Genomic DNA, 23,701 nt, shown 5'->3' with positions numbered 1-23,701 from the left:
AATGTACAAAATTAATTTTCTTTTTATACAGCGCAAGTTAGTATGCTTTTTCTTCTCCTCTAATCGCATTTATTGCAGTAAGAATAGTAATCTTAATATCTAAAAGCAATGACCAGTTTTCTACATAAAAAATATCATATTTTACCCTGTTAACAATATCCTTGTTCGTTTCTATTTCACCTCTAAAACCACTAACCTGAGCTAACCCTGTAATTCCTGGCTTTACAAAATGGCGAACCATAAACTTATCTACTCGTTTTGCAAATTCTTCATTATGTTTTACCATATGTGGTCTTGGTCCAACTACAGACATATCACCTTTAAGCACATTAAGAAATTGCGGTAGTTCATCGATACTGGTTCTTCTAATAAATTTTCCCACCTTCGTAACCCTAGCATCACCTTTGGTTGCCTGATTAGCACTCGTGCTTGGTTTCATCGATCTATATTTATAACAATAAAACTCTCTATAATCCAATCCATTACGACGTTGTTTAAAAAATACCGGGCCTTTGGATTCTAATTGAATGAGAAATGCAATTAAAGGTGTTAACCATGAAAGGATTCCTATTAAAACAAATAGGGATAATAAGATATCAAAAGTTCTTTTTGTAAACTTGTTTATCGAATCATCCAATGGTATATCACGAAATGACAATACGGGAATATAGCCATAGTAATTAAAAATTAATTTTTTGGTAAAAATATCTTTATTGTCCGGGATAAATTTTAAGATTTTTAAGTTATTCTCTGTAAAATTAACGACATTCCGTAATTGGCTATTTGATAATTCTGCAATAGAACAATATACCTCATCGATTTCGTTCTCTACGATATAATAAAAACACTCTTCTAGATCAAAATCTTCTTTATTAACACAGAATTTTTTTTGAAACTTATACCCAAAATCAGGTTTCTCTTTAAAAAATTTAATTAATTGATTTGTCTTTTTATTATCCCCAATAACAACAATTCGTCTAATATTTCCTCCAAATATCTCTCTGTACTTTGATAGTAAAAAAAGTAAAACAAACTTAAAAAAAGTAACTAATCCAATTGTAGCTATAAAGTACTTACCCATCTCTAATCTGCTAATATTTGGCTGTTTAAAAAACCCTATAAAAGCATAAAGGATAAGTGCAAAAATTAAAAATTGCCGAATTAAAGAAGCTATAATATGAACTAATTTCGAAAATCGCTTTATGTCATAAAACTTATTCTTACTAGAAAGGATAATCCATAAAACTGAAATATAGGCTGAAAATAAAAGGTTTTGATCAATATTTGTTTGAAACAATAAGGTGGTAAGATTTAAAATAAATAAATCTACCAAACAGAAAAGTGGTTTTATGTATACTGAATATCTACCGATCCTACTTTTCATAAAGTACTAAATTATTTTTTTAAAAAATCTCTATGTTCACTCTTTTGAAGCTCTTCTTCAGAAAACCCTCTAAAATAATCCAAAGTTAATTTCATTCCTTCTGATCTACTTATTTTTGGTTGCCAATCCAAAATTTCTTTTGCTTTACCAATATCTGGTTGTCGTTGCAACGGATCATCGATTGGTAGTGGTTTATAAATTACTTTTTGGTGTGTCTCGGTAAGTTTTACAATTTCTTCGGCAAAATCTTTGATTTTAATCTCATCAGGGTTACCTATATTTATGGGATATACATAATCTCTAAAAAGTAACCTATAAATTCCTTCTACCAAATCATCTACATAGCAAAAAGATCGGGTTTGTAATCCATTGCCAAATATAGTTAAATCTTCACCTCTTAACGCTTGCCCAATAAATGCAGGTACTACCCGACCATCATTTAATCGCATTCTTGGGCCATAGGTGTTAAAGATACGGGCAATTCTTGTCTCTAAACCGTGATAGGTATGATATGCCATTGTGATTGACTCCTGAAAACGTTTTGCTTCGTCGTAGACACCCCTAGGTCCAATAGCATTAACATTACCATAATAATCTTCACTTTGCGGATGCACTAAAGGATCACCATAAACCTCGCTAGTTGATGCAATAAGAATTCTAGCATTTTTTTCTTTTGCAAGACCTAAAAGATTATGCGTGCCTAAAGACCCTACTTTTAATGTTTGAATAGGAATCTTAAGGTAATCTATAGGACTTGCAGGAGATGCAAAATGTAATATATAATCTAATGCACCAGGAACATGAACAAATTTGGTCACATCATGGTGATAGAATTCAAAATGTTTTAGCTTAAACAGGTGTTCAATATTTTTTAAGGTACCTGTGATTAGGTTATCCATACCAATCACATGAAAACCTTCTTTAATAAACCGATCACAGAGATGAGACCCCAAAAAACCAGCTGCTCCTGTAATTAAAACTTTTTGCATAGCTATAATTTAATATCTTTTCTCCCTATAGAAAAATAGGAAATCTCTTCTTTTTCTATATCAACAATATCATAAAGATTTCTTCCGTCAAAAATTAAAGGGATCTTTAATCCTTCTTTTATTTTATTGAAATCCGGAGTTCTAAAAATACTCCATTCTGTACAAATAATTAGTGCATCTGCATTCTGAACCGCTTCATACATAGTAGTAACCAAGTCAATCTTATCTCCATATCTATGGGCTACATTTTTCATTGCCTCTGGATCAAATGCTTTAATCTTTACTCCTTCTTTTAGCAATTCATCAATCAGATATAATGCGGGAGCTTCTCTAACATCGTCTGTCTCCGGCTTAAAAGCTAATCCCCATATTGCAAATGTTTTGTTAGACAGATCATTATTAAAATATGCATTGATCTTTGGTAATAACGCAATTTTCTGACTATCATTTACTCTAATTACTGCATCCAGAATTTTAAAATCATATTGCGAATTTTTACCTGATTTATGAAGCGCTTTTACATCTTTTGGAAAGCAAGAACCTCCATATCCTATACCTGGAAATAAAAAACGTTTTCCAATCCTAGAATCTGTTCCTATTCCAATTCGTACTTTATCAATATCTGCACCAACTTTTTCGCAATAATTTGCAATTTCATTCATAAATGTAATCTTGGTTGCCAGAAAAGAATTTGCTGCATATTTAGTAAGTTCTGCTGATTTTTCATCCATCACTAGTATAGGATTACCGGATCGTACGAAAGGTTTATATAATTTTTTCATAACCTCTATTGCTCTATCAGAGCTTGACCCCACAACAATTCGTTCTGGTTTTAAAAAATCATCTACTGCAAAACCTTCTCTTAGAAACTCAGGATTCGAAACTACATCAAAATCACATGTTGTATATTTTGCAATAGTGGCTCGAACTTTTTCTGCTGTCCCAACTGGTACAGTACTCTTATCTACTATTACCTTATACTCGTTGAGTAACTGCCCTATATTTTCTGCAACACCAATAATATATGATAAGTCTGCAGAACCATCTTCTTCTTCTGGTGTGGGTAATGCTAAAAAAATAATCTCGCCGTGTTCTAAGCCTTCTTCAAGAGAAGTAGTAAACTTTAGTCTTCCAGCTTTTATATTTCTATCAAACAACATGTCCAGATGTGGTTCATAGATAGGGACCTCACCCTTACTCAATTTTTGAACCTTGCTCTCGTCTATATCAATGCATATAACTTCATTTCCGGTCTCGGCAAGACATGTTCCTGTTACTAATCCCACATACCCAGAGCCTATTACTGCTATTTTCATGCTTTTATTATTTGCTCTTTTACATTACTATGAAAAATACATCTTTTCTAACGTCTTTTTTAAAGAATATTCATTAGAAAAATCATCAATAATGCTATGTAACTTTTGTGTAGACCCTTTTAAGCTTTTAATTTCATTCTTACGAACAAACTTTGGGTTTATTTTAGTTTTAATTTTATGATTGGTAATTTCTTCCATATAAGACAAAATCTGTTCAATACTATTCGTTTTAGAAGAACAGACATTAAGTATTTCTGATTTGCCATTACTTAATAAGAGTTGATAATAGCAATTTATCAAATAATCGATATCATTAAATTCTCTAAAAACATTAATATTCCCTAGTTCAATTTCAGAAGATTTATCTTTATAGTGTTTTATTATTTTTGGTATTAAAAAAATTTCTGTTTGACCAACTCCTGTATAATTAAAAGGTCTTACAACCAGAATATTAAGTTTTGAGAAGTAGTTCTTAACCATATTTTCCATCGCTAATTTACTATTGCCATAATGGTTAATAGGTTGAGGGCACATATCTTCAGAAAGTATATTTCCTATATTACCATAAACGGCAGCACTACTTGCGATAATTATTTTTTCAGGATTTATTTCACATTCAATTAATGCTTCAAGAAGGTTTAATGTTCCAAAAACATTCACTCCATACATTTCATTTTGATTATCCCCAGCAACAAAAGATATTGCAGCTGTATGTATTATATAATCTGGCTGTATGTTTTTTAAAATCTCTTTTATTTGTTTCTTTTCTGTGATATCACAAAGAAAGTGATTTGAATTTTTGGATGTTGTGTACGTTGTTCCAAAAACAGTATAGTTTTTCTCCTTATAAAAAGATTCTAAATGTTGGCCGGTAAAACCCGAGATACCTGTTATGAAAATTGTTTTCTTAGAAGGATCCACCATTTTCATTTCTTTTAATATCACTTTTCACCATCATATCTGCAAGCTCTCCTAGAGTTGTTTTTGCTTTCCAGTTCAAATTCTTTTCAGCTTTTGATGCATCTCCTATAAGTAGATCAACTTCTGCTGGTCTGTAAAATTGTGGATTAACCTTTATCAGTGTTTTTCCTGTTTTAGTATTTATACCTATTTCATTTTCATCGCTTCCTTTCCACTCTATATCAATATTAACTGTTTTAAATGATAATGTAACAAAATCTCTAACGGTTTGTGTTTGATTTGTTGCTAAAACATAGGTATCTGCTTCAGGAGCTTGTAGAATTTTATACATTCCTTCAACATATTCTTTTGCATATCCCCAATCTCTTTTTGCATTTAGATTTCCCAATTCTAATATATCTTGTTTATTCAAATGTATTTTTGCAACAGCATCTGTAATTTTTCTTGTCACAAATTCTTTTCCTCTTAACGGAGATTCATGATTAAATAATATACCACTCGCTGCAAATAAATCATAGGATTCCTGATAATTTAAAGTTGCCCAATGTGCAAAAACTTTTGCTACCCCATATGGGCTTCTGGGATGAAAAGGGGTTTCTTCATTTTGTGGTATTGCATGAACTTTTCCAAACATTTCTGAAGTCGAGGCTTGATAAAACTTAATTTTTGGATTAATTGTTCGTATTGCTTCAAGCAGATTTAATACTCCAACCCCCGTAATATTAGCAGTAGCAATAGGTTGTGTAAATGATACCCCAACAAAACTTTGAGCTGCCAAGTTATAGATTTCATCGGGTTCTACATCGGCTATAATTCTATATGCACTAGACAAGTCTATTAAATCATATTCTAACAAATGCAAATTTGGGTGATTTTCTATACCTAATTCTTCTATTCTCCAAAAGTTAGTAGAGCTAGTTCTTCTATACGTTCCATAAACTTTGTAATCCTTACTTAATAAAAGCTCTGCTAAATATGCTGCGTCTTGACCTGTAATTCCTGTTATTATAGCCTTTTTCATTTTCTTCTTTCTTTAATAATTTTATTAAATGTGTCTTCAATATTTTTTCTAAACAATTCTTTATCAAATTTTAGTGCGAAGTTTCTAATCTTCTCTGGGTCAAAAACATCATAATTATCTTCTAGAAAGTTTATTGCACTTAATATGGACTCAACGGTTTGATTTTCGAAATAAACCCCGGTATCATCACTAGTTAACTGTTGGTCTACAAATTTTCCTTTTACGGTTTCTAAAGACCCTCCTTTTCCGTACGCGAGTACTGGTGTTCCGCAGGCCTGAGCTTCGATGGGGATAATACCAAAATCTTCTTCTGCAGCAAAAATAAACGCTTTGGTTCTTTGCATATGATCTTTTAACACTTCAAAATCTTGATATCCAAGAACAGAAACATTATCACCTGCTTTTTCTTTTACCTTTTTAAATTCTGGGCCATCGCCAATAACGACTAGTTTTTTATCCGGTATTTTAGAAAATGCCTCTACGATAAGGTCTATTTTTTTGTACGGAACAATTCTAGAAGCGGTAAGATAAAAATCTTCTTTTTTCTTTTCTAATGTAAAAGCATCTACATCTACCGGAGGGTAAATAACTTTATAAGACTCTCTGCGATACGTTCTCCAGACTCTTTTTTCTATATACTTAGAGATAGGGATAAATGCATCAACTCTGTTAGATGTGCCCAAATCCCAATTTCTTATATAATGCAATATACTTTTTGCTATAAAAGCTTTAACCCCTTTGGTTAAATTAGCTTCTTTTAAATATTGGTGGTAAAGATCCCAGGCATATCGAATTGGTGAGTATATATAACAGATATGTGTTTGATTTGCATTAGTAATTACTCCTTTTGCTACAGCATGAGAAGATGAAATAATTAAATCATACTCTGATAAGTCAAATTGTTCTACTGCAAAAGGGAACAAAGGAAGATAGTTTTTCCATTTGGTTTTGGCTTTTGGTAGTTTCTGAATAAACGAATTATTAACTCTATTAGGGTCTATTCCTAACTTTTTAATACTCTTATCATCAGAAACAAGAACAAATATATCTGCTTCTGGATAAATCTCTGTAAAAACTTTAAAACAACTTTCGGATCCTGCTATTACAGTTATCCATTCATGTATTATGGCTACTTTCATTAATCAAAATCTTCTGGTGAAATAGATTTCCAATGTTTTAACGCGTTTTTAAAATCGTATTTGAATTGAAAACCATTATCAATTAGATATTGTGGTTTTATGTTTGTAGGAAACCCTGCCTTTTTTACTCTTACAGGGTGGATATCAGATTTTCTCCCGATAATTTTAAACAGTATTTGAACAAAAAAAGCAATAACTGCCAATATCTTAACGGGTAATTTTATTGTGGGTTTTTTAATGTTTAGGTCTTCTTTTGCAATATTAACCATTTCATTTAAAGGAACAACAGGGTTTTCTGCATAATTATAAATTATACATCTTTCATTTTTTTTAATTGTAAACAACATACTTTCTACAAGCCCATACACATAACCATATGCTTTAATTACTTTTCCTCCATCTGGTAAGACAAAAGCTCCCTTTTTAAGTGCTTTAATCATTCTAAAAACATTGCCAGGATCTTTTGGACCAAAAATAACACTAGGTCTTACAATTATAAGTTTTCTTGAATTATCTTCTGCTAACCATTCTTTATGGATTTTCTCTGCAAATCCTTTTGATATACCATAAGCAGTTTCGGGATATAATGGAGATGATTCTATTCTTTGGTCTAACGATTTTCCGTAAGGAGCAATACTGCTGGTAAAAAAAATATTTTTTATTTTGCTTTCTCTGGCAAAATCATTGATGTTTTCTGCCCCTGGGATATTTGTATCAAAATATTCCTGAAACTCATGACCAGGCTCTCTATGTATTGCGGCAAAATTAAATATCCAGCTTTTGTTTAGATCAATATCTGAAAAATCGAGATCAAATTCTATTTTTTTTATTACATCTGTTGTTATGTAATTAACATTACCTTTTTCTAAATATTCATCAAACCCTGTTAAGGGTTTAATGTCTGCAATAATATAGTTATCAAATTCATTTTTGTTCAGTAGTTCCCTAAGTAAATGAGTCCCAATGTACCCACTACCTCCGAAAATTATTGCGAAAGCCCTCATATATCAATTTAATTGGAATACAAATATATTTTTAATAAAGTAGTTTACAACATGATTCCTTCTTGTTTTTTTATATAAATAAACGTCGTTAGGAATACTTGAGCAATCATTTAGGCTTTTGAACAATTAATAAGTGATTTTGAGCAAACCATGGAAATAATTTACTTAAAATATACTTATCCATTCCATAAACAAATTTTGTTAAGAATTTAACCCATTTACTGTCTTCATTATAGCGCATCAAAAAAACTGCTATTGTATTTTTGGGTGCAAACCCATACCTTTTATACTTTTTTATTTCAAAGCCTGCATCAGTCACCTTTTTTTTAATTTCACTTTTGGTATATAAATAAGTATGATGTGTTCTTCCTGTGGCTCTACTAAATGCTTCAATCCAAGATCCTGTATTGGGTAAATGTCCAATTACTAAATATCCTCCATTACGAAGTATACGATATAATTCGCAAAGTGACTTTTCATCATCTCCACCAAACTCACGTACATGTTCTAAGACTCCACAAGATACAGCGATATCATATGAATTATCCTCATAAGGAAGTGCTATTGGTTCTCCGGTTAATTCATATGTAAATGAAGATTTTTCAGATAGTTTTTTTAACGTTTCCGGATATATTGTATACTCATCTTCAACTGGGCTATATGCGTGAACTTTTTTTCCTAAACTACTTTGTACAAATGAAAAATGTCCATACCCTGCTCCCCAATCTAACAGGTCATTTCCTGATAAAGCTGTAGTAATTTCATGAAGTTCTTCATATTGCTTTAAATAAAAGTATGCTCCCAGAACACTATCTTGGTTATCAATAGATTTTAATTCTTTACCCAAAGCATTAAAAACATTGGTCAAGGTTTTTTTTTCGATTACATCACTCATAATAAATTTTTAATTCTAATAGTTTTTTGAGATGTTGGGTCAATAAGTTAATTTTTATTTAATGACACATTATGCATTGATTATACTTTTTTAAATGTATTGTTTTAATTCTAGAATCAAAAATCAGACCTATTCTATGTTTTTTTGCTGATTTTGATAGTCTTTTAATAGTATTGATGAAAATATAGCAAATATTAATATTCCTTTAATCAGGTATAAAGAGGACTCTGTGAATAATGATAACATAAAGAGCGTGCAAAACCCAATTAATGGTAAACTCATAATACTAAACAGGTTTTTTAATCTAAAAAAAGGATGAATTAACAAATATAGTAATGATATGAGTCCCATAATCCCCATATCCAGATAATGTTTGAGATATTGATTATGAAGATCATATCTAATATATTCTTCTCTTGGATCTCCATTTTGAATAACATAATCTTTTAGTATTTTTTTTCCTTGCCCTAATCCTTCTCCTAAAACAAAATAATTTTGCTTAATTTGATCAAGAGCTTTTGGCCATAGATACATCCTTTCGTCATTAACTACACCAAGCACTTTGGCCTTTAGTAAAGGTGAATTTATCGCTAAAATCCCTATTAAAAACACTGCGCCGATTATCCCAATAATTTTCACAAATGACATTTTCTGATTTTTTTGATAGAGGATAAACGCCAAGAGATGAATTAAAATATTAACCACAATCGGTGTTCGCGCAGATAGGAAAAAAATATTTATATTAAATATAATGAGTAAAAGAATGTTCCAATATTTATTGGAAAATATTTTCATAAAAGAGTTACTCAACAAAAAGATATTTGCCAAAATCAACAAATAGCACCAATACGTTGGGTGAGCACCAACAATATGTGGATATTTAAACTGTAAATAGGTTGAATTGCCACTAGTTTTATTCATAATTTCTATCCACTCTGCCTGAGTATATATAAACCATGAAAGTTTTATCACAGAATATATTAAAATAATCAACATTCCTATAATAAAGGTCTTTACGAATATCTTGACCCTATCTGTATTAAGATTACTTGAAAAGACGATAGCGGGTATTAGAAGTAATGAGACCTGTCTTTCTAATACTTTCATTGCTAATTTAACTTCTATTGCAAAAAAAGAATATAAAATAAAGACCGATACATATATTACATAGGGTAATAACAGTTTTTTATTTGCTGCAAAGTTTTCTTTTTTATTTTCTTCGAACAAAAAAGAAACAACTAGTACAACGATCGCAACAGGTACAAGTTTTTCGCCAAAAAAAGTAACCACAATTGGTAACAAGGCTAATAAAACGGGAGTTACTTTTTCTAAAATATTTTTATATTTTTTTGAATTAGTATACAATCCAGATATCTTCATTCTAATAATTTACTTATAACTACTATAGTATATCTTAAAATCGATATAAAATATTTAATATTTGGCTAAAGTTAGAAGGATACATACAAATTTTACTAATGTGCAGATGTGCTTGGAACATATCTTGTATCAGTTACCTGAAACTCGTATGAGTTTTTCTTTTCTATTTCTTTTCCTCCATTTTGTTGATCAAAACCAATTACTTGAACATTTGACATTATGCCATCTACACCATCAAAATAAAAACCTCCATGAACATACGATAATATTACATTGGAAATAGATAAGTTAGAAATTTTTCTTCCTCCTTGAGAAGAAATTCTAAATGCAGGTTCTCTTGGAGTATTTTCATCAACCTCTGTAGGTATGTTACCACCTGTACCAGGTGCTTTACCATCGATATCATGTCCTATAATATTAGAAATTATAATATTTTTAGCGAAATTAGAATCTTGTGCAAAGTCCATATTGATTACATTACGTCCTCCTTGTTGAGTAACATCTTTAATTAATACATGATCCGTTCTTGAAATTAACCCTTCATTACTTACATTGTGCTGAATTGCAATACCTCTATGCCCTACATAACAGTTTATATTTACATTAATAATTTTTATATTTTTTGCATTAGTTATACCTAGCGCATTATCATGCCTATGCCTTGGTTGATATGCCCCACCATGTAAAGTTATATTTGATACCGAATATGGAGAGGTATTAGATGTTACTAATTCATTTTTTCCAATATTGATAAGTCCTCCGTCATCAGTACTGTTCCAGGTTGCTCCACAACGTTGTACATTACTATTTATTCCAATAAATACTGCTCCAGTAAAATCATAAAAAGTATTATCTTGATTTAACCATACAGTGAGATCAAGCAAAAATGTTCCGTTAGCTACAAATTTTTTAACATTAGGGAAGGATTCAATTGCTTTTTGAAATAGTTTTGAACAATAATTGGCTCCTGTATCATCTACACCCCACCATTGCGGGATAACATACTTATTTTTTAGATTTCCTCTAACTTTACCATCATCTAATGTCTCATCAATATTATCAGATGGACAATCATCAATAGTTCCGTTATTACTTAATTCAAAAATTTGATAAGCCCCTGCTTTAACGCTTCCATTAATTGTTAGGGTAATATTACCTTCAATTTTAAATTTATTACCTCGAAAGAAATTTAGTTCAATTCCTTCAGGTATAGTTATGTTTCCATTAATTTGAATATCACCTTTAATGCTAATTGTACCTGTGCCATTCAATGCAGTTATTCCATCCGATAAAGGTCCTGAACTTCCATTTTCTATACCACCAGGAGTAACATATTCTGTCTGCGAACAAACAATTAAAGAAAATAGAGTTAAAATCAGCGTAAAGATCGTTTTTTTCATTTCTTTTTCGTTTTAAGCTTATATAAGTAAATGTCTTATTTTTATAAATGTTACCTAAATATTTTGAGTAATTACTTATAACTCCTTTATTTGATGTATTGTCATTTTATTTTGTTTTAGAAAAAGTACAATGAAAATTGCATATAGCCATCCGGTTTGAGCGGCAAACAAAATGGGGTTTACCAACAACTCTAGATGGAAAAAAACAAAAGTACCAAATATAGCCAATTTATCTCTGCTCCTTCTTTTTAAAAACAACAACAATAAATTCCAAATCATCAGCAAATACAAAATGAAAAAGAAAAGCCCATTCCTATAAAATATATCTATCAAAATATTGTGAGATGTCTCGTAGTCCTGTTTTGTTGCTGTATTATAAAAGTCTATTCCTCCGTTACCATGACCAAATAAGATTTGAAAAATAGATGAATCAGACATCCTAGAAAATATATCTATCAACAATGCTCCTCTTCCCGAAAAGAAGTCATCTAGCTTTGTTTTACCGTTAAACACACTAAAGAATCTATCTTCAACCTTATCAATGATTAAGTCCATTTTTCCTGTTAAAATTAAAGCCAAGATCCCCAACAACATAAGTAAAAGGGAGTATCTAATCAGTAATCTAAGTGTCTTTCTATTAGTATCATAAATTGATGTAATAAACAGTGTAATAATTAGCCCTAATAATGCTCCTCTAGACATGGTAAGAATAACAATTATCAACCAATAAAGTGATAGACATATTCTTAATGTTTTATTTTTTATATAAAAAAAACTAATCAGAAAAGCCAGCCCCACAATCAAAGCAAAATTGTTCACTCCCCCTATAAACAAAGCTTCAATTCGCTCGGTACCAACTGTACTTAGCATAAAAACACGATCCGGCTCTTCTATAAAAACCCGAAGTGTAGATATAAAAGCGATAATAAGGAAAGAGTTAAAAAAGGTCTTTAATGAATTCTTATAATGAAAATGATAGGCTAAAACAAAAACCAAAGTATTTTGTAAATAGATAATGGTATTAACCGTTTGAATTTTCATTAAAGAGCGATCGAAAAAAATAACGTTAACTATAGTAACAAAAGCAGTCGAAAGAAAAACTACAAGAGCAAACAAAACGTCTTTTTTGGCTAAAATATTCCCTTTTGTTAAAAAGAATAAAAAAAAGAATTCTACTAAAATTATTAAGGTAGACACATAAAGATTTCCTATTCCTTCTATTGCTATAAAATTAAGAGGGATAGAAAAAAATAAAACCGATAACGCAGATTTAGATGTCAATTTCATTATCGAAATCTATTACATTTTTAAAAATTTTATAAACAGACTTATCTTCTTTAACCAAACTCGAATTGATGGCATATGATTCAATATCAAATAGTTCTGCCTCTATTAGTGTTGTAGATGAATAGCTATAAGCATGTGTACTCATATTAAATGCTTCTATTAAATCATCTATTGGTGTAACATTAGGATTTGTGGTTGTCAAATTATCTTTGGTACAAGCCGGATGTCTTTTAATTAATACCTTATCGTGTTTATGAATAAGATATGAAATCACTTTTTCATTCAAATAGTTTTCAACTTCACTACTACATAGGCTAGATTTACTTAAACATTGAGTAAGAAAAAGAGCGATAGAACCATCTTTAGCAATTGTTTTCTTTTGATCCAGGAGTTCTGCTTTTAAAAATCCTAAATTAACTTCAACATTACTTTTATCCCAATTAAACTCATTAATTAAAAAATCTTTATATATTTTACTATAGACTATATATTTGTCGACAATTTTGCCTCCAAATCCTACACCCAAAGGATATATTCCCATGGTTGTTTTAAAAAAAATATTAATTAATTTTCTTATTGGGCTTTTGGGTTTTAAAGAAAACTCAAAAACTCCATGTTGCAATCCTATACACTCAATAGTAGGAAAGTCTTTTTTTATTGCTTTTATAATGTTATGTGCTATATATCCTTCAACATTTGATAAATATATTTGTACAATCTCACCTTGTTCATTTTCATTTAGAATCCAATCCTTCAATTTTATATATTCTTCTCTTAGTTTTCTTCTGTACTGAATTCTTTTTTTAATAGAACTAAAAGAAGTACCTAGGCCAAGCTCTTTTAAATTTTCTAAATTATAACTTTTAAAATTGTATTTATCGATTATATATTTATATCGCTCTTGTAAATGTTCTTCGAGGGTAATGAACAGCTTTATTTGATTTTTTTCCACACCAAAATTCCTTTATAAAATGTAATTGTACAATTTATTAAATAACTTATAAATAAAGCTAATGCAGCGCCATAAACATAAAATTCTCTTATAAGTATTATATTCAGAACTATATTTACAGCAAAGGTTATTCCGCTTATTTTCATAAGATCCTTATCTCTATTTGCAACATATAGTATAATATTTGGTATTGTTGCTATATTAAGCAAGAAAAATGAGCCTAATAGAATATATAAAAGATTTATATTATCTATTAATTCGCTTTTCCCTATAAGATTTAAGAGAATTTCAATAGTAAACACAATTCCTACTATCAAAATTATGGATGAAATAATTACTAAAATGCTATATCTATAAATTTTTTCTTTGAACCCTGAGATTTTCTTTTCATTCATTTCAATTAACTCGGGTAAATAAACCAAATAAAATCCGGAAGTGACAAATATATAGATCAAAGACGCGATCGAAAACAGAAACGAATAAATACCCACTTCTTTTGTTCCGTAAAAATATTCAATTGCAAATTTGTCAAAAAACTCTAGCCCTTTGGTAAATATCATCAACCCAATAAAAGGTAATAAAAAGCGAAAGGTTTTTTTAAATTCTACTATTGATAATAATCTTATTTTAATTTCTTTTTTTGAAATAACATATTTGAAAAAAAAGTAGCTTGTAATTATCAAAAGAATCAAATAGGAGATAAACATTAAAAGAACAACGCTGTTAAGTTCTAATTCTTCGAATAAAAAATGGTAACCAAAAATTAATATCAAAAAAACAACAGCTTTAGAAATCAACAAAACATTGGCTTTCCTTATTTGCTGCATCATTATTAAATATCTGTATATTTCCTGATTAAAATACTCACAAAAATTAATAAAAATGATAAAAATGACAATGAAAACACTTAAAATATCATGAGGTATCAGATAAAAAAGAGTAGCTAACTGAATCATGAATGTTACCGGAAACGTGGTAATAAAAAAACTTAGGTGGTCGTTTATTTTATTAGAATTATCAATTCTTTTGGCTACCTCTCGATTTCCAAACATATAATACTCTACACCATAGATGTATACCGAAATCATTACAAAATAAGTAATTAACTGATATGATCCATAATCAGATAACGATAGTACTTTAGCTAAAAAAGTAAGTGTTAAAAATTTAGATGCAATTGAAATTAATCTTGATGCAATGCTTTCAATGCTTTTTTTCACTAGTCGATAATTCTTTTAATTATTTTTGCCGGGTTTCCAGCTGCTACACAATGATCTGGAATGCTTTTAGTAACAATACTACCAGCTCCAATAACACTGTTTTTTCCAATCGTGACTCCGGGTAAAATAACTGCATTTGCACCTATCCAACATCCTTTTTTTAATGTTACTTGCTTTGCTTGTGTATGACCCATATCAATAATAGAAATAGAGGGGTCTGGGCCGTCAAATTTATGATTTTCTATATAAATATGAACCCCTGATCCAATCAAAACATCATCTTCTATTAGAATTGACAATTTTAGAGTAGAAGTTTCTCCATGGATCATCGAACCAGGCCTAATTACTACTCTTTTTCCTATTGAAATCTGAGAACATCCAACAATAAAGCAACCTGGTCTAATTTCGGCGGTTGGATCAAAATATAAAAATTTAGAAGTACAATACTTTAGCATTGTACTTCTAAAAAAAAGTTTCCAGTAATACCAAGGAACATCTGGTCCAATTCTATCTGTTGTTTTCCAGAATTTTATCCTTGATATAATCTCCTTGATCATAAAAATAGTTTAATCTTCTAAACCATTCTTGGCAACTGTATGTCTTAATTGCCATTCTTCTTTTTCGTTTTTGCCCCATAAATGTGGAGATCTGAACTTATCACAAAGCTCATGAAAACGATCTGGTTTCATATCAATATACTCCATAACTTCATCAAAATATCTGTCTGGGAATTCTCCATCAAATCGGTTGACAAGAGCAACACCTTCTTCTCTCGTGATATGTTTATTTCTTATTTCTTGAGATGCATCGTATGTAGCACGACCAATTCCGAATTTAATGAAAGTCGTATAAAAATGTAAGTCATCTATTTTATCATCAATACCACTATATTTACTATATGTTCCTTGTGTTCTATGTGGTCTAGCTTTAAAGCCCGTGTTTTCTACAGCATAATAATAAACTTCTTGTGGTGTCCATTTTAAATAATATCCTAAGTAATGAACTTCTACATTGGATTGCTCTAGTTCTTTAGTTGTAGGAGGGAAAAAAGACATCAAATCACTTAATCTTACATCATACTTTTCCATTAATTCTTTAACAGAAACTCCTGCTAAATAAATCTCATCTAATTTTTCAAAACTATAATAAGATTTATCTCTTAAGGAGCTGGTATTGTCTGCTAAAGGGTTTCCATATTCAGCTTCATTTTCACCATAAAATATTAGATTAATTCCATATCTAGCCGCTACTTTAGGTGCAAGATTTTTTTGCCCTAGAATAAATGTTTGAAATGGATGCATTAAGTTTTCAATAGATAATTTGGTTAGTAATTTCATTACCTTTCCATTACGATAAAAAGAAATGTTATCAAACCCGCTATCTAACCAGTTTTTCCAGTTTTTCAAACCGTAATCTGTGTATAAAATTGGTGGCCATGTTACTGTTAATGGGTTCATGCCATACTTGTATTTTAATACATGCGCTTGATAAGCACTATCTTTACCTCCACTTCCTGGAACTAAACAATCATAAGATCCATCATTTTTTCTATGTTTATCTAAAAGCTTCAGCAGTTCTTCTTCTCTCATCCCCCAATCAATATTGTCTTTTATTTCTGCTGTTCTACATGCATCACAGACACCATCTTCATCAAAATTCATGGTGGTTTTTTTACTGTCTTTAGTATGTTTAAATTCTATAGCAGATGTAGGTCTTTGATTAGACATTACACATTTGGTGCAAAATTTTACTTCTTCTGGTAAGCCATAGAATGCTTGGTGTTTTTTACTTTCTGACATTATATTAAATTATTTATTGAAGCCCAGTTTTTATATATTGACAATCCTTTTTCTCCGCTTTTTTCTGGGTGAAATTGAGTTGCAAAAATATTATCTTTTAAAATAGATGAACAAAATTCTATCCCCGAATAATTTGTTTTGGTTAAAATACAACTTTCACTTGTTGGTTGAACAAAATAAGAATGTATGAAATACATAAATTCGTTATTTGTTAAATCAACAAAAGCTGTGTTTTCCCATTCTTGGTTAACCGAATAAATTTTGTTCCAAGTAATATGTGGCACTTTAACTTTAGAGTTTTCAAAATTTTCTGGAAACTTTTTTATAACTCCAGATATTATGTTTAAGCCTTCTCCAGCACCAAATTCTTCACTTTTAGAAAAGAGCAATTGCTGACCTAAACAAATCCCAAATAAGGGATTTCCATTGTTTGTTTTTTCCTTAATTGCAGAAACAAGGTTTAGCTTCTTAAGGTTATCCATACCCTCAATAAATGCTCCTACGCCAGGAAGAATTAAAGCATCTGCGTTTAAAACATCTTCTCTATCAGAACTTATCTTAGCATCTATACCGACTGTGTCACATGCTTGTTTAACACTAAACAGATTTCCTAATTTATAATCTATTATGACTACCTTCTTATTTGTCATATTCTACATTCGATTTCATGGTTGACTAAATCTTGTTTTAATTCTTCAATACTACATGGTTCAAAAGTATGAAAACTCCTTTTTTGTTTTAAAAATTCTACATTTCCTTCATTCTTAGAAACATTGGTTTCATTTTCTTTTATATAATGGTAATGTAATAAGGATGACATCATTACTGCATCTGAATCTCCTTTTTTTAATATGTCTGTAACATGCTGTGTTTTACCAGCGCCTCCATGAGCAATTACAGGAATACTAACCATATTACTTACTTTAGATACTAAATCTATATCATATCCTTGACCAGTTCCTTCATTATCTACAGATGTAATTACAATTTCTCCTGCGCCTAATTCGTCTATTCTTTTGGCCCATTCAAACACGTCTACACCAGTATATTCTCTACCATTATCAGTATATGCCAAATATCTGCCATCTGACTCTTTTATAGCTTCTATTGCAACAAGGATAGTTGATGAACCAAACATTCTGGATGCTTGTTTAATTAAATCGGGATTCTTAATTGCAGCGGTATTTAGACAGACTTTATCTGCCCCTACTCTTAATACTTCTTTTATATCAGAAATTGTCCTAAGGCCACCTCCAACGGTAATAGGAATAAAAATACTCTTTGCTGTTTCAGAAATAATATCGTGCAAGCTATTTCTTTCATATAATGAAGCAACTACATCCATAAACATTAACTCATCTGCTCCTTGATCATAATAGTATTTTGCAAAATCTGCAGGTTTACCCAATACCCTTAATCCTTCTAGATGAATTCCTTTAACCAAATTAGGCCCTTTTATATCTAGTCTAGGTATTATTCTAACTGTTTTCATTCTATATTTTCTATATTTTAGGCATACATATTTCTAAAAATGAATTGCCTTTGTTTTTTGATTAAACAATTTGACAATTAAGATTTTTTTAAGTACATGCTAACGCCCATTTAGAGGCAGCTAAACTACAAAAAAATATGCTAAACTTATTCTTTACTTACATCTTTATACTAAGAATTTTAAAGAATATTTACGCCATTAACACGACTTTTTACTATACATTTTTAACACTATTTACACGACAATATTTTCCTAAAAAAAATAACATTTACATTTTTCAATTTTTATCTTCTTTTAAAAATATTATTCTCTTCTTTATTTATTTTAAGTATTTCTTCAATAGATTTAGCATTTAATAACGAAGAAATCTGCCATGTGATTTTGCCATCACCTCTAAAACCATATTGTCCTACATTGATTTTGTCTATCAGAATGTCTGGCAAATTCGTAGAAGACACAAAGTATTTTGATTGTTTAAAGGTAAATGAGGAAACGTTGTTTTTAAAATCAAAAGATGGGCTTTTAGATTTTGATTCTCCTAAAAGAGTTTTATCTCTTGGGTAAAGGTGTAAGAAAAATCTACTTTCTTTTTGAACTTCAGAAATCGAATCTTTGCGCAGAAATACTATTTTATTGTATTCTCCAAACTTAGCAATATATATTTTGTAAATACTATCTGTATAAATTGGTCTTTGATCTAATAATTTCACAAATTCTGAATTAGCCAATTCTTTAGCTCTGGTATTTTCTTCTATATCTTTTATATATTGATTTTTCTTTTGTACTTGAAAAAAAATAATTGTCATTAATAAACTTAAAAAAACGATAAAACCTGGTTTTTTATAAAATAGAGAAGTATAATTTTTGGAGGGAATTTTTTTGTTTTTTCTAGTCATTAAACATTAATTACAGTTCGACTTCCTTAAAAGTTCAATAAAATTAAGCTATATTATTATTTTTAATACGTTATTAGAATGTTATTTGATCATGAATAAAATCTATCCCTTGAACATATTTTGAATTCTTCGATAACCGTGTATTAAACTGTTGTGTAATTATTCTGGAATCTACATCTTCATTAATACTATATTTTAATTCTAAAACTATAGTACTCTGGTCAATAGTTCTTCTAGAATCTTTATAGTTTATGTAATTTGGGTTAAAGAACTCTTGATTGTAGTCTAAAGTTACTCTATATCTTCCACAAAAGGATAAAAAATACCTACGCTCATAAGAGCTTAAAAGCGCTGGTTGTAGCTGATAAAACTTATTTTTCATCCCCAGATTGTCTTCCAGCCTGTTTATAATCATATTTTGCAATTCTGATGGAGTATTAGCATCAAGATTAAAGGAAAAGTTCGTAAACTTATGCCTTACCTTATCTCCAACCTCACCTTTTTTCTTTTTAATTTCTATTGTGGGGTTTTCAATCAACGAAAAATCTTGTCCATACCATCTTAATCTATACTTTAATCTTTCGCCAACACCAATAACATTTTGTCTATAAAAACTTAAATCATTATCATCAAAATATACATTATTAATCTTTCTTTCTTCAAAGATTTCAGTGAAACAAAAACTGTTCAAATATAGTTTCTGAATCAAATCGTTCAGATGAATTTTAGAAAAAATAAACTTTCTTTCAAATCTAAGTTCATTGTTTAAATTTTTATCTACTACTTTTACCATATTCTTTTCCGTACATTTTTTCTATTACTTTGGCACTTTTTGTTTCCATAAAAACTTTATCTATTGATAGTTTAGAATTTTTTTCAATCAAATAGTCCAGTTCATTATTTAACAATTCTATATCAGACACGGCTATTGATCCAGGTCCAAATTCACTTTTCTTCTGAAAACATGAAAATGCCAATCGTGTATTTGAAATAGTAACGTCATTTAATACAATATGAGACAAATCTTTACTCACAACACCAATTTCTCCTCCGGTTATTCTCACTTTTTCACCAGATAATTTACTATCTTCCCCTATACTAATTGCTTTATCAGAAGGTTCTAAGATGTCTATATTGCTTATTTTTAAGTTTGATCCTGAAACATCAATACCATCATTCCCTAAATTAACAAATTTACTATTAACAATACTTCCTTTTACAAAATCCCCATCAAAAGCATCTGACATTGTATTACGAAAAATAGAAGAATCAATATGAAATTCTGATCTAATAATATTAAGTCCATCCTCACTTCTATTGTTTTCAAACACTGAGTTTGAAACATTGACATCAGACTCGTTAAAATTTACAGATCCAGATAGGCTCCATTCTGATGATTTCGGGTTTGAAAGATTATTAAAATTGCAATATGTTAGAATTGATTTCTCTTTTGCATTAGAAACAAAAATACCACATCCGGTAGCATCTGAAGAGAAAAAATTAATAGGAGACTCTTTTGTTCCTTTACAAAATATAGGAGAGAAAGAAACTAATGAGGCTTCATCTTTTAAGTCTAAACTAAATCCTTTCTCTACAATAACTTTATAGCCAGATGGAATACGAATAGTTTTATTTGTAATATGTTCTCCCGAATTAAAGTAAATAATGCTATCCTTTTTATTTAATGAAATAAAATTAAAAGAATCAAGGTTGAATGATGAAAATTCTTTATAGTAATTAACAAAATCGGTATCCTCTTTTGTATAAGGTATAATCTTATCAGATCTTTTGTAACCAGATCCTAATATATTATAATTAAGATCTATTTTTGCTAAATCCTTTGGGTATCGAAATTCTCCCTTTTTGTTTTTTTTGGAAACAAAAGCATTTATAAATGAATCTTCTAATATAAAACCTACAACTCTTCGCTCTTTTGGGTAAATAATAATATTGTCAGAAAATGATTTTGATAAAGCTTTCCCCTTTTTTGTTTGCAGCCCGTTAATTACAACTGGAAATCCAGAAATATTTTCAATATCAACAAACATCTGCCTAGAGTCATGTGTATACAAATATGAAACAATAGTATTAGAAGGATAGATTTGTTTTTTGATAAAATTAATGTTGTGTTCTAAAATAGAAATATCAAAGTTGATGTTGTACTCAGAATTTATATTTGATATTAACGAGTTAAACTCCTTAAAATTTATCAAATTTTGGATAAACTTATCACTAGTTACTATCCCTAGTTTCTCAATCAATTTTTGTTGATATAATGTATCTTTTCCATGAAAAGGATAATTTAATATACGGCCAATTTTATGACCCGAATCTGAATCATATGAGATCGGTTCTAACTTACTCGTTATCGGATTATAGTATATCCTTAAATTGTGCCAGATCAACCCATGCTCACCTCCAAACAGGTTGGATAGAGCAACAAAAAAAGTTAATTTGTCTACATCGAAAGCTTCAGAAATTTTTAAATTTCCATTTCTTAATTCATTCAGAAGGTTTTTAGCCGTTTTAAATTGTTTTGACAAGTTAGGAGAAGTTAATACTTTATTCTCATTAAAAACTCTTATCGGAGCATTCATAAATGAATGAAGGTCTTTAGAATATGAATCAGCAGACAACTTTAATTTTTGGGTCTTTTTTCTATCATCCCATAAAAATGATTCGTCAAAACTAATTATTATCCCTTCTCTTCTTTTATTATTCTCAATTAATAATTTATCAAAAGATTCTTCAATAGCCATGACACCCATATTTTTGAGGTCAACGTTATCATCTCCTTCTACTTGAAGATCCACATTCAAAAAATCATATCTTAAACCAATTAGATCATTTTCTTTTGATGTTTTATTAAATAACCACTCCCAAACATAATTTCTAACTTTTGGATGTTGAATTGAAAATTTCCTCATTCCAAACAAAGTTTTATCATCTTCTAACTTAATTCGGAACGACCATTTAAGAGGATCAATTAAATGATCTGTCCAATCGCCTTTCAAACGTATTTCTGCTTTTAAATTCCCAGAATTTCCTGACGAAATTTCAGCTTTAACTAAATCACTATCTTCTGAAGATAAAATACCGACTTCTAATGCTTCTTCTCTTTTATCTGCTATTTTAGTATACGCTTTCTTCTTTAATGAAATAACTAATTTCTTAAAATTATTATTTAAAATCTCCTTAAGAAAAAGTTCATCTATCTTTAGTTCATTAACTTGATATGATTTTTTTGCTGTAGTAGAATTATATCTTCCTGTATTAAAATAATCCACGTTGTTTATTTCGAGATCTTTATTAACAAAAGGTATTCTAAATATATAATACTTTGATTCATTGATTACCTGTTCTACGGGTTCAAAATTTAATCCCAAATTAATAAAAGGACCATTTTCCAATTTAGAATTATCTTTCAAATATATATGCACATATACCCGATCTGTTTTTTGTAAGGTGTTTAAAGAATCCTTATATATATAATACAAGGTTGGTGCACCAAAAGAATTATTGAAATATAAAGAACATTCGCGATCTTTGTGAATCAAATTAATATCCTCAACGATCATTTCCTCTATACCTTTAGTGTCTAATAACGCAGAATGCGTCTCGATAGGATTACTCTTATTATTTTTCTTACTATGTTTATCGTTTGACCTCTGGCTTAGAGAAAATATAACTAATAGAATCAATATAAATCCGGGTAATATAAACTTAGCAAATCCAGTTTTCCTAGTATGTATTTTCATAGTATGATCTGATTTAAGTTATTAAAAAACATCACTTATATAATACTATCTATGAAAGTTACATTCATTTTTTTATCAATATCACTTAATTCTTTCGAGATCGTTTGAAGAGCATTTAAATCAGCAACATTTATTAAGAAATTCAAACTCAAGTTGTCTTCTGTTGAGTTTAATCTCTTTATCTCTAACTGATTCGAATTATTTTTCAAAACAGAACTAACCATATCTACAATAGTGTTATTATCTTTTTCATTAGACGATAAACTAATAATGATATTTTGAGTTAATGTTCCTTTCATTTTATTTCTATTCAGAAAAATAATTATAATTGCCAAAACTATAAAGCCTACTAATGTTGGAATTAATTGATTAGCACCAAGACCTAAACCAATAGCTATTGCAATAAAGAAAAAACCCAACTCTTCAGGCTCTTTAATCGCTGTTCTAAATCTAACAATCGATAATGCTCCTACCAAACCTAAAGAAAGTGCTAACGAGGATTTCACAATAGTGATAATTAAAAAAGTGGTTACTCCTATTATAATTAACACCCGAGAGAGTTGGTCTCTATTAGACATTGAGTTTCCGAATTTAATATATAGTCTTGAAAGAATATAAAGTAAAACCGAGGCGGTTACAATATTGATTAAGAAAATTGAAATTGAAAAATTTTCTTGGATATTTAAATTAAATTGATTTAATAATTCGTCCATAATTTAATAGAATAATAGTATTTACTTAACGATAATTTAAAATATAGCAATATTACATTTTCTATTCAACTAACACCACTTTTTGATCACTAAAAACAATTAAGAGTTGAAGATAGGGTTCTTAAAGCCAATACA

Annotated in this window: 21 protein-coding genes; all 21 read right to left on the bottom strand. The window is 29.6% G+C overall.

Features of this window, described 5'->3' with window-relative positions; all coding sequences use genetic code 11:
• Nucleotides 1-37 precede the first annotated feature (37 nt).
• Entirely contained in the window at nt 38-1,384 is a 1,347-nt protein-coding gene (locus DK441_RS11940; RefSeq protein ID WP_109850928.1) for an exopolysaccharide biosynthesis polyprenyl glycosylphosphotransferase, read from the bottom strand.
• 11 nt (nt 1,385-1,395) lie between these two features.
• Entirely contained in the window at nt 1,396-2,373 is a 978-nt protein-coding gene (locus tag DK441_RS11935; RefSeq protein ID WP_109850927.1) for a UDP-glucuronic acid decarboxylase family protein, read from the bottom strand.
• A 2-nt stretch (nt 2,374-2,375) separates the two neighbouring features.
• Nucleotides 2,376-3,689, bottom strand: a complete 1,314-nt coding sequence (locus tag DK441_RS11930; protein WP_109850926.1) for a UDP-glucose/GDP-mannose dehydrogenase family protein — start codon at nt 3,687-3,689, stop codon at nt 2,376-2,378.
• Nucleotides 3,690-3,716: 27 nt separating this feature from the next.
• Nucleotides 3,717-4,613, bottom strand: a complete 897-nt coding sequence (locus DK441_RS11925) for a GDP-mannose 4,6-dehydratase (protein ID WP_109853502.1) — start codon at nt 4,611-4,613, stop codon at nt 3,717-3,719.
• Nucleotides 4,597-5,631, bottom strand: coding sequence for a GDP-mannose 4,6-dehydratase (gene gmd / locus DK441_RS11920; protein ID WP_074405864.1), 1,035 nt, complete (start codon nt 5,629-5,631; stop codon nt 4,597-4,599). The genes DK441_RS11925 and gmd overlap by 17 nt, the downstream gene beginning before the upstream one ends.
• On the bottom strand, nt 5,628-6,770 hold the full coding sequence (locus tag DK441_RS11915) for a glycosyltransferase (protein ID WP_109850925.1): 1,143 nt from the start codon (nt 6,768-6,770) through the stop codon (nt 5,628-5,630). Before DK441_RS11915 ends, gmd begins: the two co-directional genes overlap by 4 nt.
• A complete protein-coding gene (locus DK441_RS11910; RefSeq protein WP_109850924.1) occupies nt 6,770-7,774 on the bottom strand; it encodes an NAD(P)-dependent oxidoreductase in 1,005 nt (334 codons plus the stop codon). The genes DK441_RS11915 and DK441_RS11910 overlap by 1 nt, the downstream gene beginning before the upstream one ends.
• A gap of 106 nt (nt 7,775-7,880) precedes the next feature.
• On the bottom strand, nt 7,881-8,669 hold the full coding sequence (locus DK441_RS11905) for a class I SAM-dependent methyltransferase (RefSeq protein ID WP_109850923.1): 789 nt from the start codon (nt 8,667-8,669) through the stop codon (nt 7,881-7,883).
• Between the two features lie 129 nt (nt 8,670-8,798).
• On the bottom strand, nt 8,799-10,049 hold the full coding sequence (locus DK441_RS11900) for an O-antigen ligase (protein WP_109850922.1): 1,251 nt from the start codon (nt 10,047-10,049) through the stop codon (nt 8,799-8,801).
• Nucleotides 10,050-10,144: 95 nt separating this feature from the next.
• Nucleotides 10,145-11,449, bottom strand: coding sequence for a hypothetical protein (locus DK441_RS11895; protein WP_109850921.1), 1,305 nt, complete (start codon nt 11,447-11,449; stop codon nt 10,145-10,147).
• Nucleotides 11,450-11,524: 75 nt separating this feature from the next.
• On the bottom strand, nt 11,525-12,736 hold the full coding sequence (locus DK441_RS11890) for an O-antigen ligase family protein (protein ID WP_109098932.1): 1,212 nt from the start codon (nt 12,734-12,736) through the stop codon (nt 11,525-11,527).
• Nucleotides 12,720-13,688, bottom strand: coding sequence for a polysialyltransferase family glycosyltransferase (locus DK441_RS11885; RefSeq protein WP_109098931.1), 969 nt, complete (start codon nt 13,686-13,688; stop codon nt 12,720-12,722). Before DK441_RS11885 ends, DK441_RS11890 begins: the two co-directional genes overlap by 17 nt.
• Entirely contained in the window at nt 13,670-14,908 is a 1,239-nt protein-coding gene (locus DK441_RS11880) for an oligosaccharide flippase family protein (protein WP_109098930.1), read from the bottom strand. The genes DK441_RS11885 and DK441_RS11880 overlap by 19 nt, the downstream gene beginning before the upstream one ends.
• Entirely contained in the window at nt 14,908-15,465 is a 558-nt protein-coding gene (locus DK441_RS27195) for a DapH/DapD/GlmU-related protein (RefSeq protein ID WP_109098929.1), read from the bottom strand. Before DK441_RS27195 ends, DK441_RS11880 begins: the two co-directional genes overlap by 1 nt.
• Nucleotides 15,466-15,474: 9 nt before the next feature.
• Nucleotides 15,475-16,707 (bottom strand): N-acetyl sugar amidotransferase, encoded by a 1,233-nt coding sequence (locus DK441_RS11870; RefSeq protein ID WP_109098928.1) that lies wholly within the window; start codon nt 16,705-16,707, stop codon nt 15,475-15,477.
• On the bottom strand, nt 16,707-17,357 hold the full coding sequence (gene hisH / locus DK441_RS11865) for an imidazole glycerol phosphate synthase subunit HisH (protein ID WP_109098927.1): 651 nt from the start codon (nt 17,355-17,357) through the stop codon (nt 16,707-16,709). Before hisH ends, DK441_RS11870 begins: the two co-directional genes overlap by 1 nt.
• On the bottom strand, nt 17,354-18,199 hold the full coding sequence (hisF, locus tag DK441_RS11860; RefSeq protein ID WP_074405875.1) for an imidazole glycerol phosphate synthase subunit HisF: 846 nt from the start codon (nt 18,197-18,199) through the stop codon (nt 17,354-17,356). Before hisF ends, hisH begins: the two co-directional genes overlap by 4 nt.
• Nucleotides 18,200-18,483: 284 nt before the next feature.
• Nucleotides 18,484-19,005, bottom strand: a complete 522-nt coding sequence (locus DK441_RS11855) for a hypothetical protein (protein ID WP_160112070.1) — start codon at nt 19,003-19,005, stop codon at nt 18,484-18,486.
• A 163-nt stretch (nt 19,006-19,168) separates the two neighbouring features.
• Nucleotides 19,169-19,786, bottom strand: a complete 618-nt coding sequence (locus DK441_RS11850) for a VTC domain-containing protein (RefSeq protein ID WP_160112069.1) — start codon at nt 19,784-19,786, stop codon at nt 19,169-19,171.
• 82 nt (nt 19,787-19,868) lie between these two features.
• Nucleotides 19,869-22,853 carry a hypothetical protein gene (locus DK441_RS11845; RefSeq protein WP_109098924.1) on the bottom strand — a complete coding sequence of 995 codons (2,985 nt, stop codon included), beginning with the start codon at nt 22,851-22,853 and terminating at the stop codon, nt 19,869-19,871.
• Nucleotides 22,854-22,888: 35 nt separating this feature from the next.
• Nucleotides 22,889-23,566 carry a DUF4956 domain-containing protein gene (locus DK441_RS11840; RefSeq protein WP_109098923.1) on the bottom strand — a complete coding sequence of 226 codons (678 nt, stop codon included), beginning with the start codon at nt 23,564-23,566 and terminating at the stop codon, nt 22,889-22,891.
• Nucleotides 23,567-23,701 lie beyond the last annotated feature (135 nt).

Origin of the sequence: Aquimarina sp. AU58 (genome assembly GCF_900312745.1) — a bacterium.
Classification (GTDB): Bacteria; Bacteroidota; Bacteroidia; order Flavobacteriales; family Flavobacteriaceae; genus Aquimarina; species Aquimarina spinulae.
The sequence above is the reverse complement of the archived record's forward strand: the minus strand, read 5'-3'. Positions and strand labels throughout refer to the sequence as shown.

What these genes read in the sequence shown, in the direction of transcription:
- DK441_RS11940 (WP_109850928.1), bottom strand. Translation starts at nt 1,384, where the DNA reads ATGAAAAGTAGGATCGGTAGATATTCAGTATACATAAAACCACTTTTC.
- DK441_RS11935 (WP_109850927.1), bottom strand. Translation starts at nt 2,373, where the DNA reads ATGCAAAAAGTTTTAATTACAGGAGCAGCTGGTTTTTTGGGGTCTCAT.
- DK441_RS11930 (WP_109850926.1), bottom strand. Translation starts at nt 3,689, where the DNA reads ATGAAAATAGCAGTAATAGGCTCTGGGTATGTGGGATTAGTAACAGGA.
- DK441_RS11925 (WP_109853502.1), bottom strand. Translation starts at nt 4,613, where the DNA reads ATGGTGGATCCTTCTAAGAAAACAATTTTCATAACAGGTATCTCGGGT.
- gmd (WP_074405864.1), bottom strand. Translation starts at nt 5,631, where the DNA reads ATGAAAAAGGCTATAATAACAGGAATTACAGGTCAAGACGCAGCATAT.
- DK441_RS11915 (WP_109850925.1), bottom strand. Translation starts at nt 6,770, where the DNA reads ATGAAAGTAGCCATAATACATGAATGGATAACTGTAATAGCAGGATCC.
- DK441_RS11910 (WP_109850924.1), bottom strand. Translation starts at nt 7,774, where the DNA reads ATGAGGGCTTTCGCAATAATTTTCGGAGGTAGTGGGTACATTGGGACT.
- DK441_RS11905 (WP_109850923.1), bottom strand. Translation starts at nt 8,669, where the DNA reads ATGAGTGATGTAATCGAAAAAAAAACCTTGACCAATGTTTTTAATGCT.
- DK441_RS11900 (WP_109850922.1), bottom strand. Translation starts at nt 10,049, where the DNA reads ATGAAGATATCTGGATTGTATACTAATTCAAAAAAATATAAAAATATT.
- DK441_RS11895 (WP_109850921.1), bottom strand. Translation starts at nt 11,449, where the DNA reads ATGAAAAAAACGATCTTTACGCTGATTTTAACTCTATTTTCTTTAATT.
- DK441_RS11890 (WP_109098932.1), bottom strand. Translation starts at nt 12,736, where the DNA reads ATGAAATTGACATCTAAATCTGCGTTATCGGTTTTATTTTTTTCTATC.
- DK441_RS27195 (WP_109098929.1), bottom strand. Translation starts at nt 15,465, where the DNA reads ATGATCAAGGAGATTATATCAAGGATAAAATTCTGGAAAACAACAGAT.
- DK441_RS11870 (WP_109098928.1), bottom strand. Translation starts at nt 16,707, where the DNA reads ATGTCAGAAAGTAAAAAACACCAAGCATTCTATGGCTTACCAGAAGAA.
- hisH (WP_109098927.1), bottom strand. Translation starts at nt 17,357, where the DNA reads ATGACAAATAAGAAGGTAGTCATAATAGATTATAAATTAGGAAATCTG.
- hisF (WP_074405875.1), bottom strand. Translation starts at nt 18,199, where the DNA reads ATGAAAACAGTTAGAATAATACCTAGACTAGATATAAAAGGGCCTAAT.
- DK441_RS11855 (WP_160112070.1), bottom strand. Translation starts at nt 19,005, where the DNA reads ATGACAATTATTTTTTTTCAAGTACAAAAGAAAAATCAATATATAAAA.
- DK441_RS11845 (WP_109098924.1), bottom strand. Translation starts at nt 22,853, where the DNA reads ATGAAAATACATACTAGGAAAACTGGATTTGCTAAGTTTATATTACCC.
- DK441_RS11840 (WP_109098923.1), bottom strand. Translation starts at nt 23,566, where the DNA reads ATGGACGAATTATTAAATCAATTTAATTTAAATATCCAAGAAAATTTT.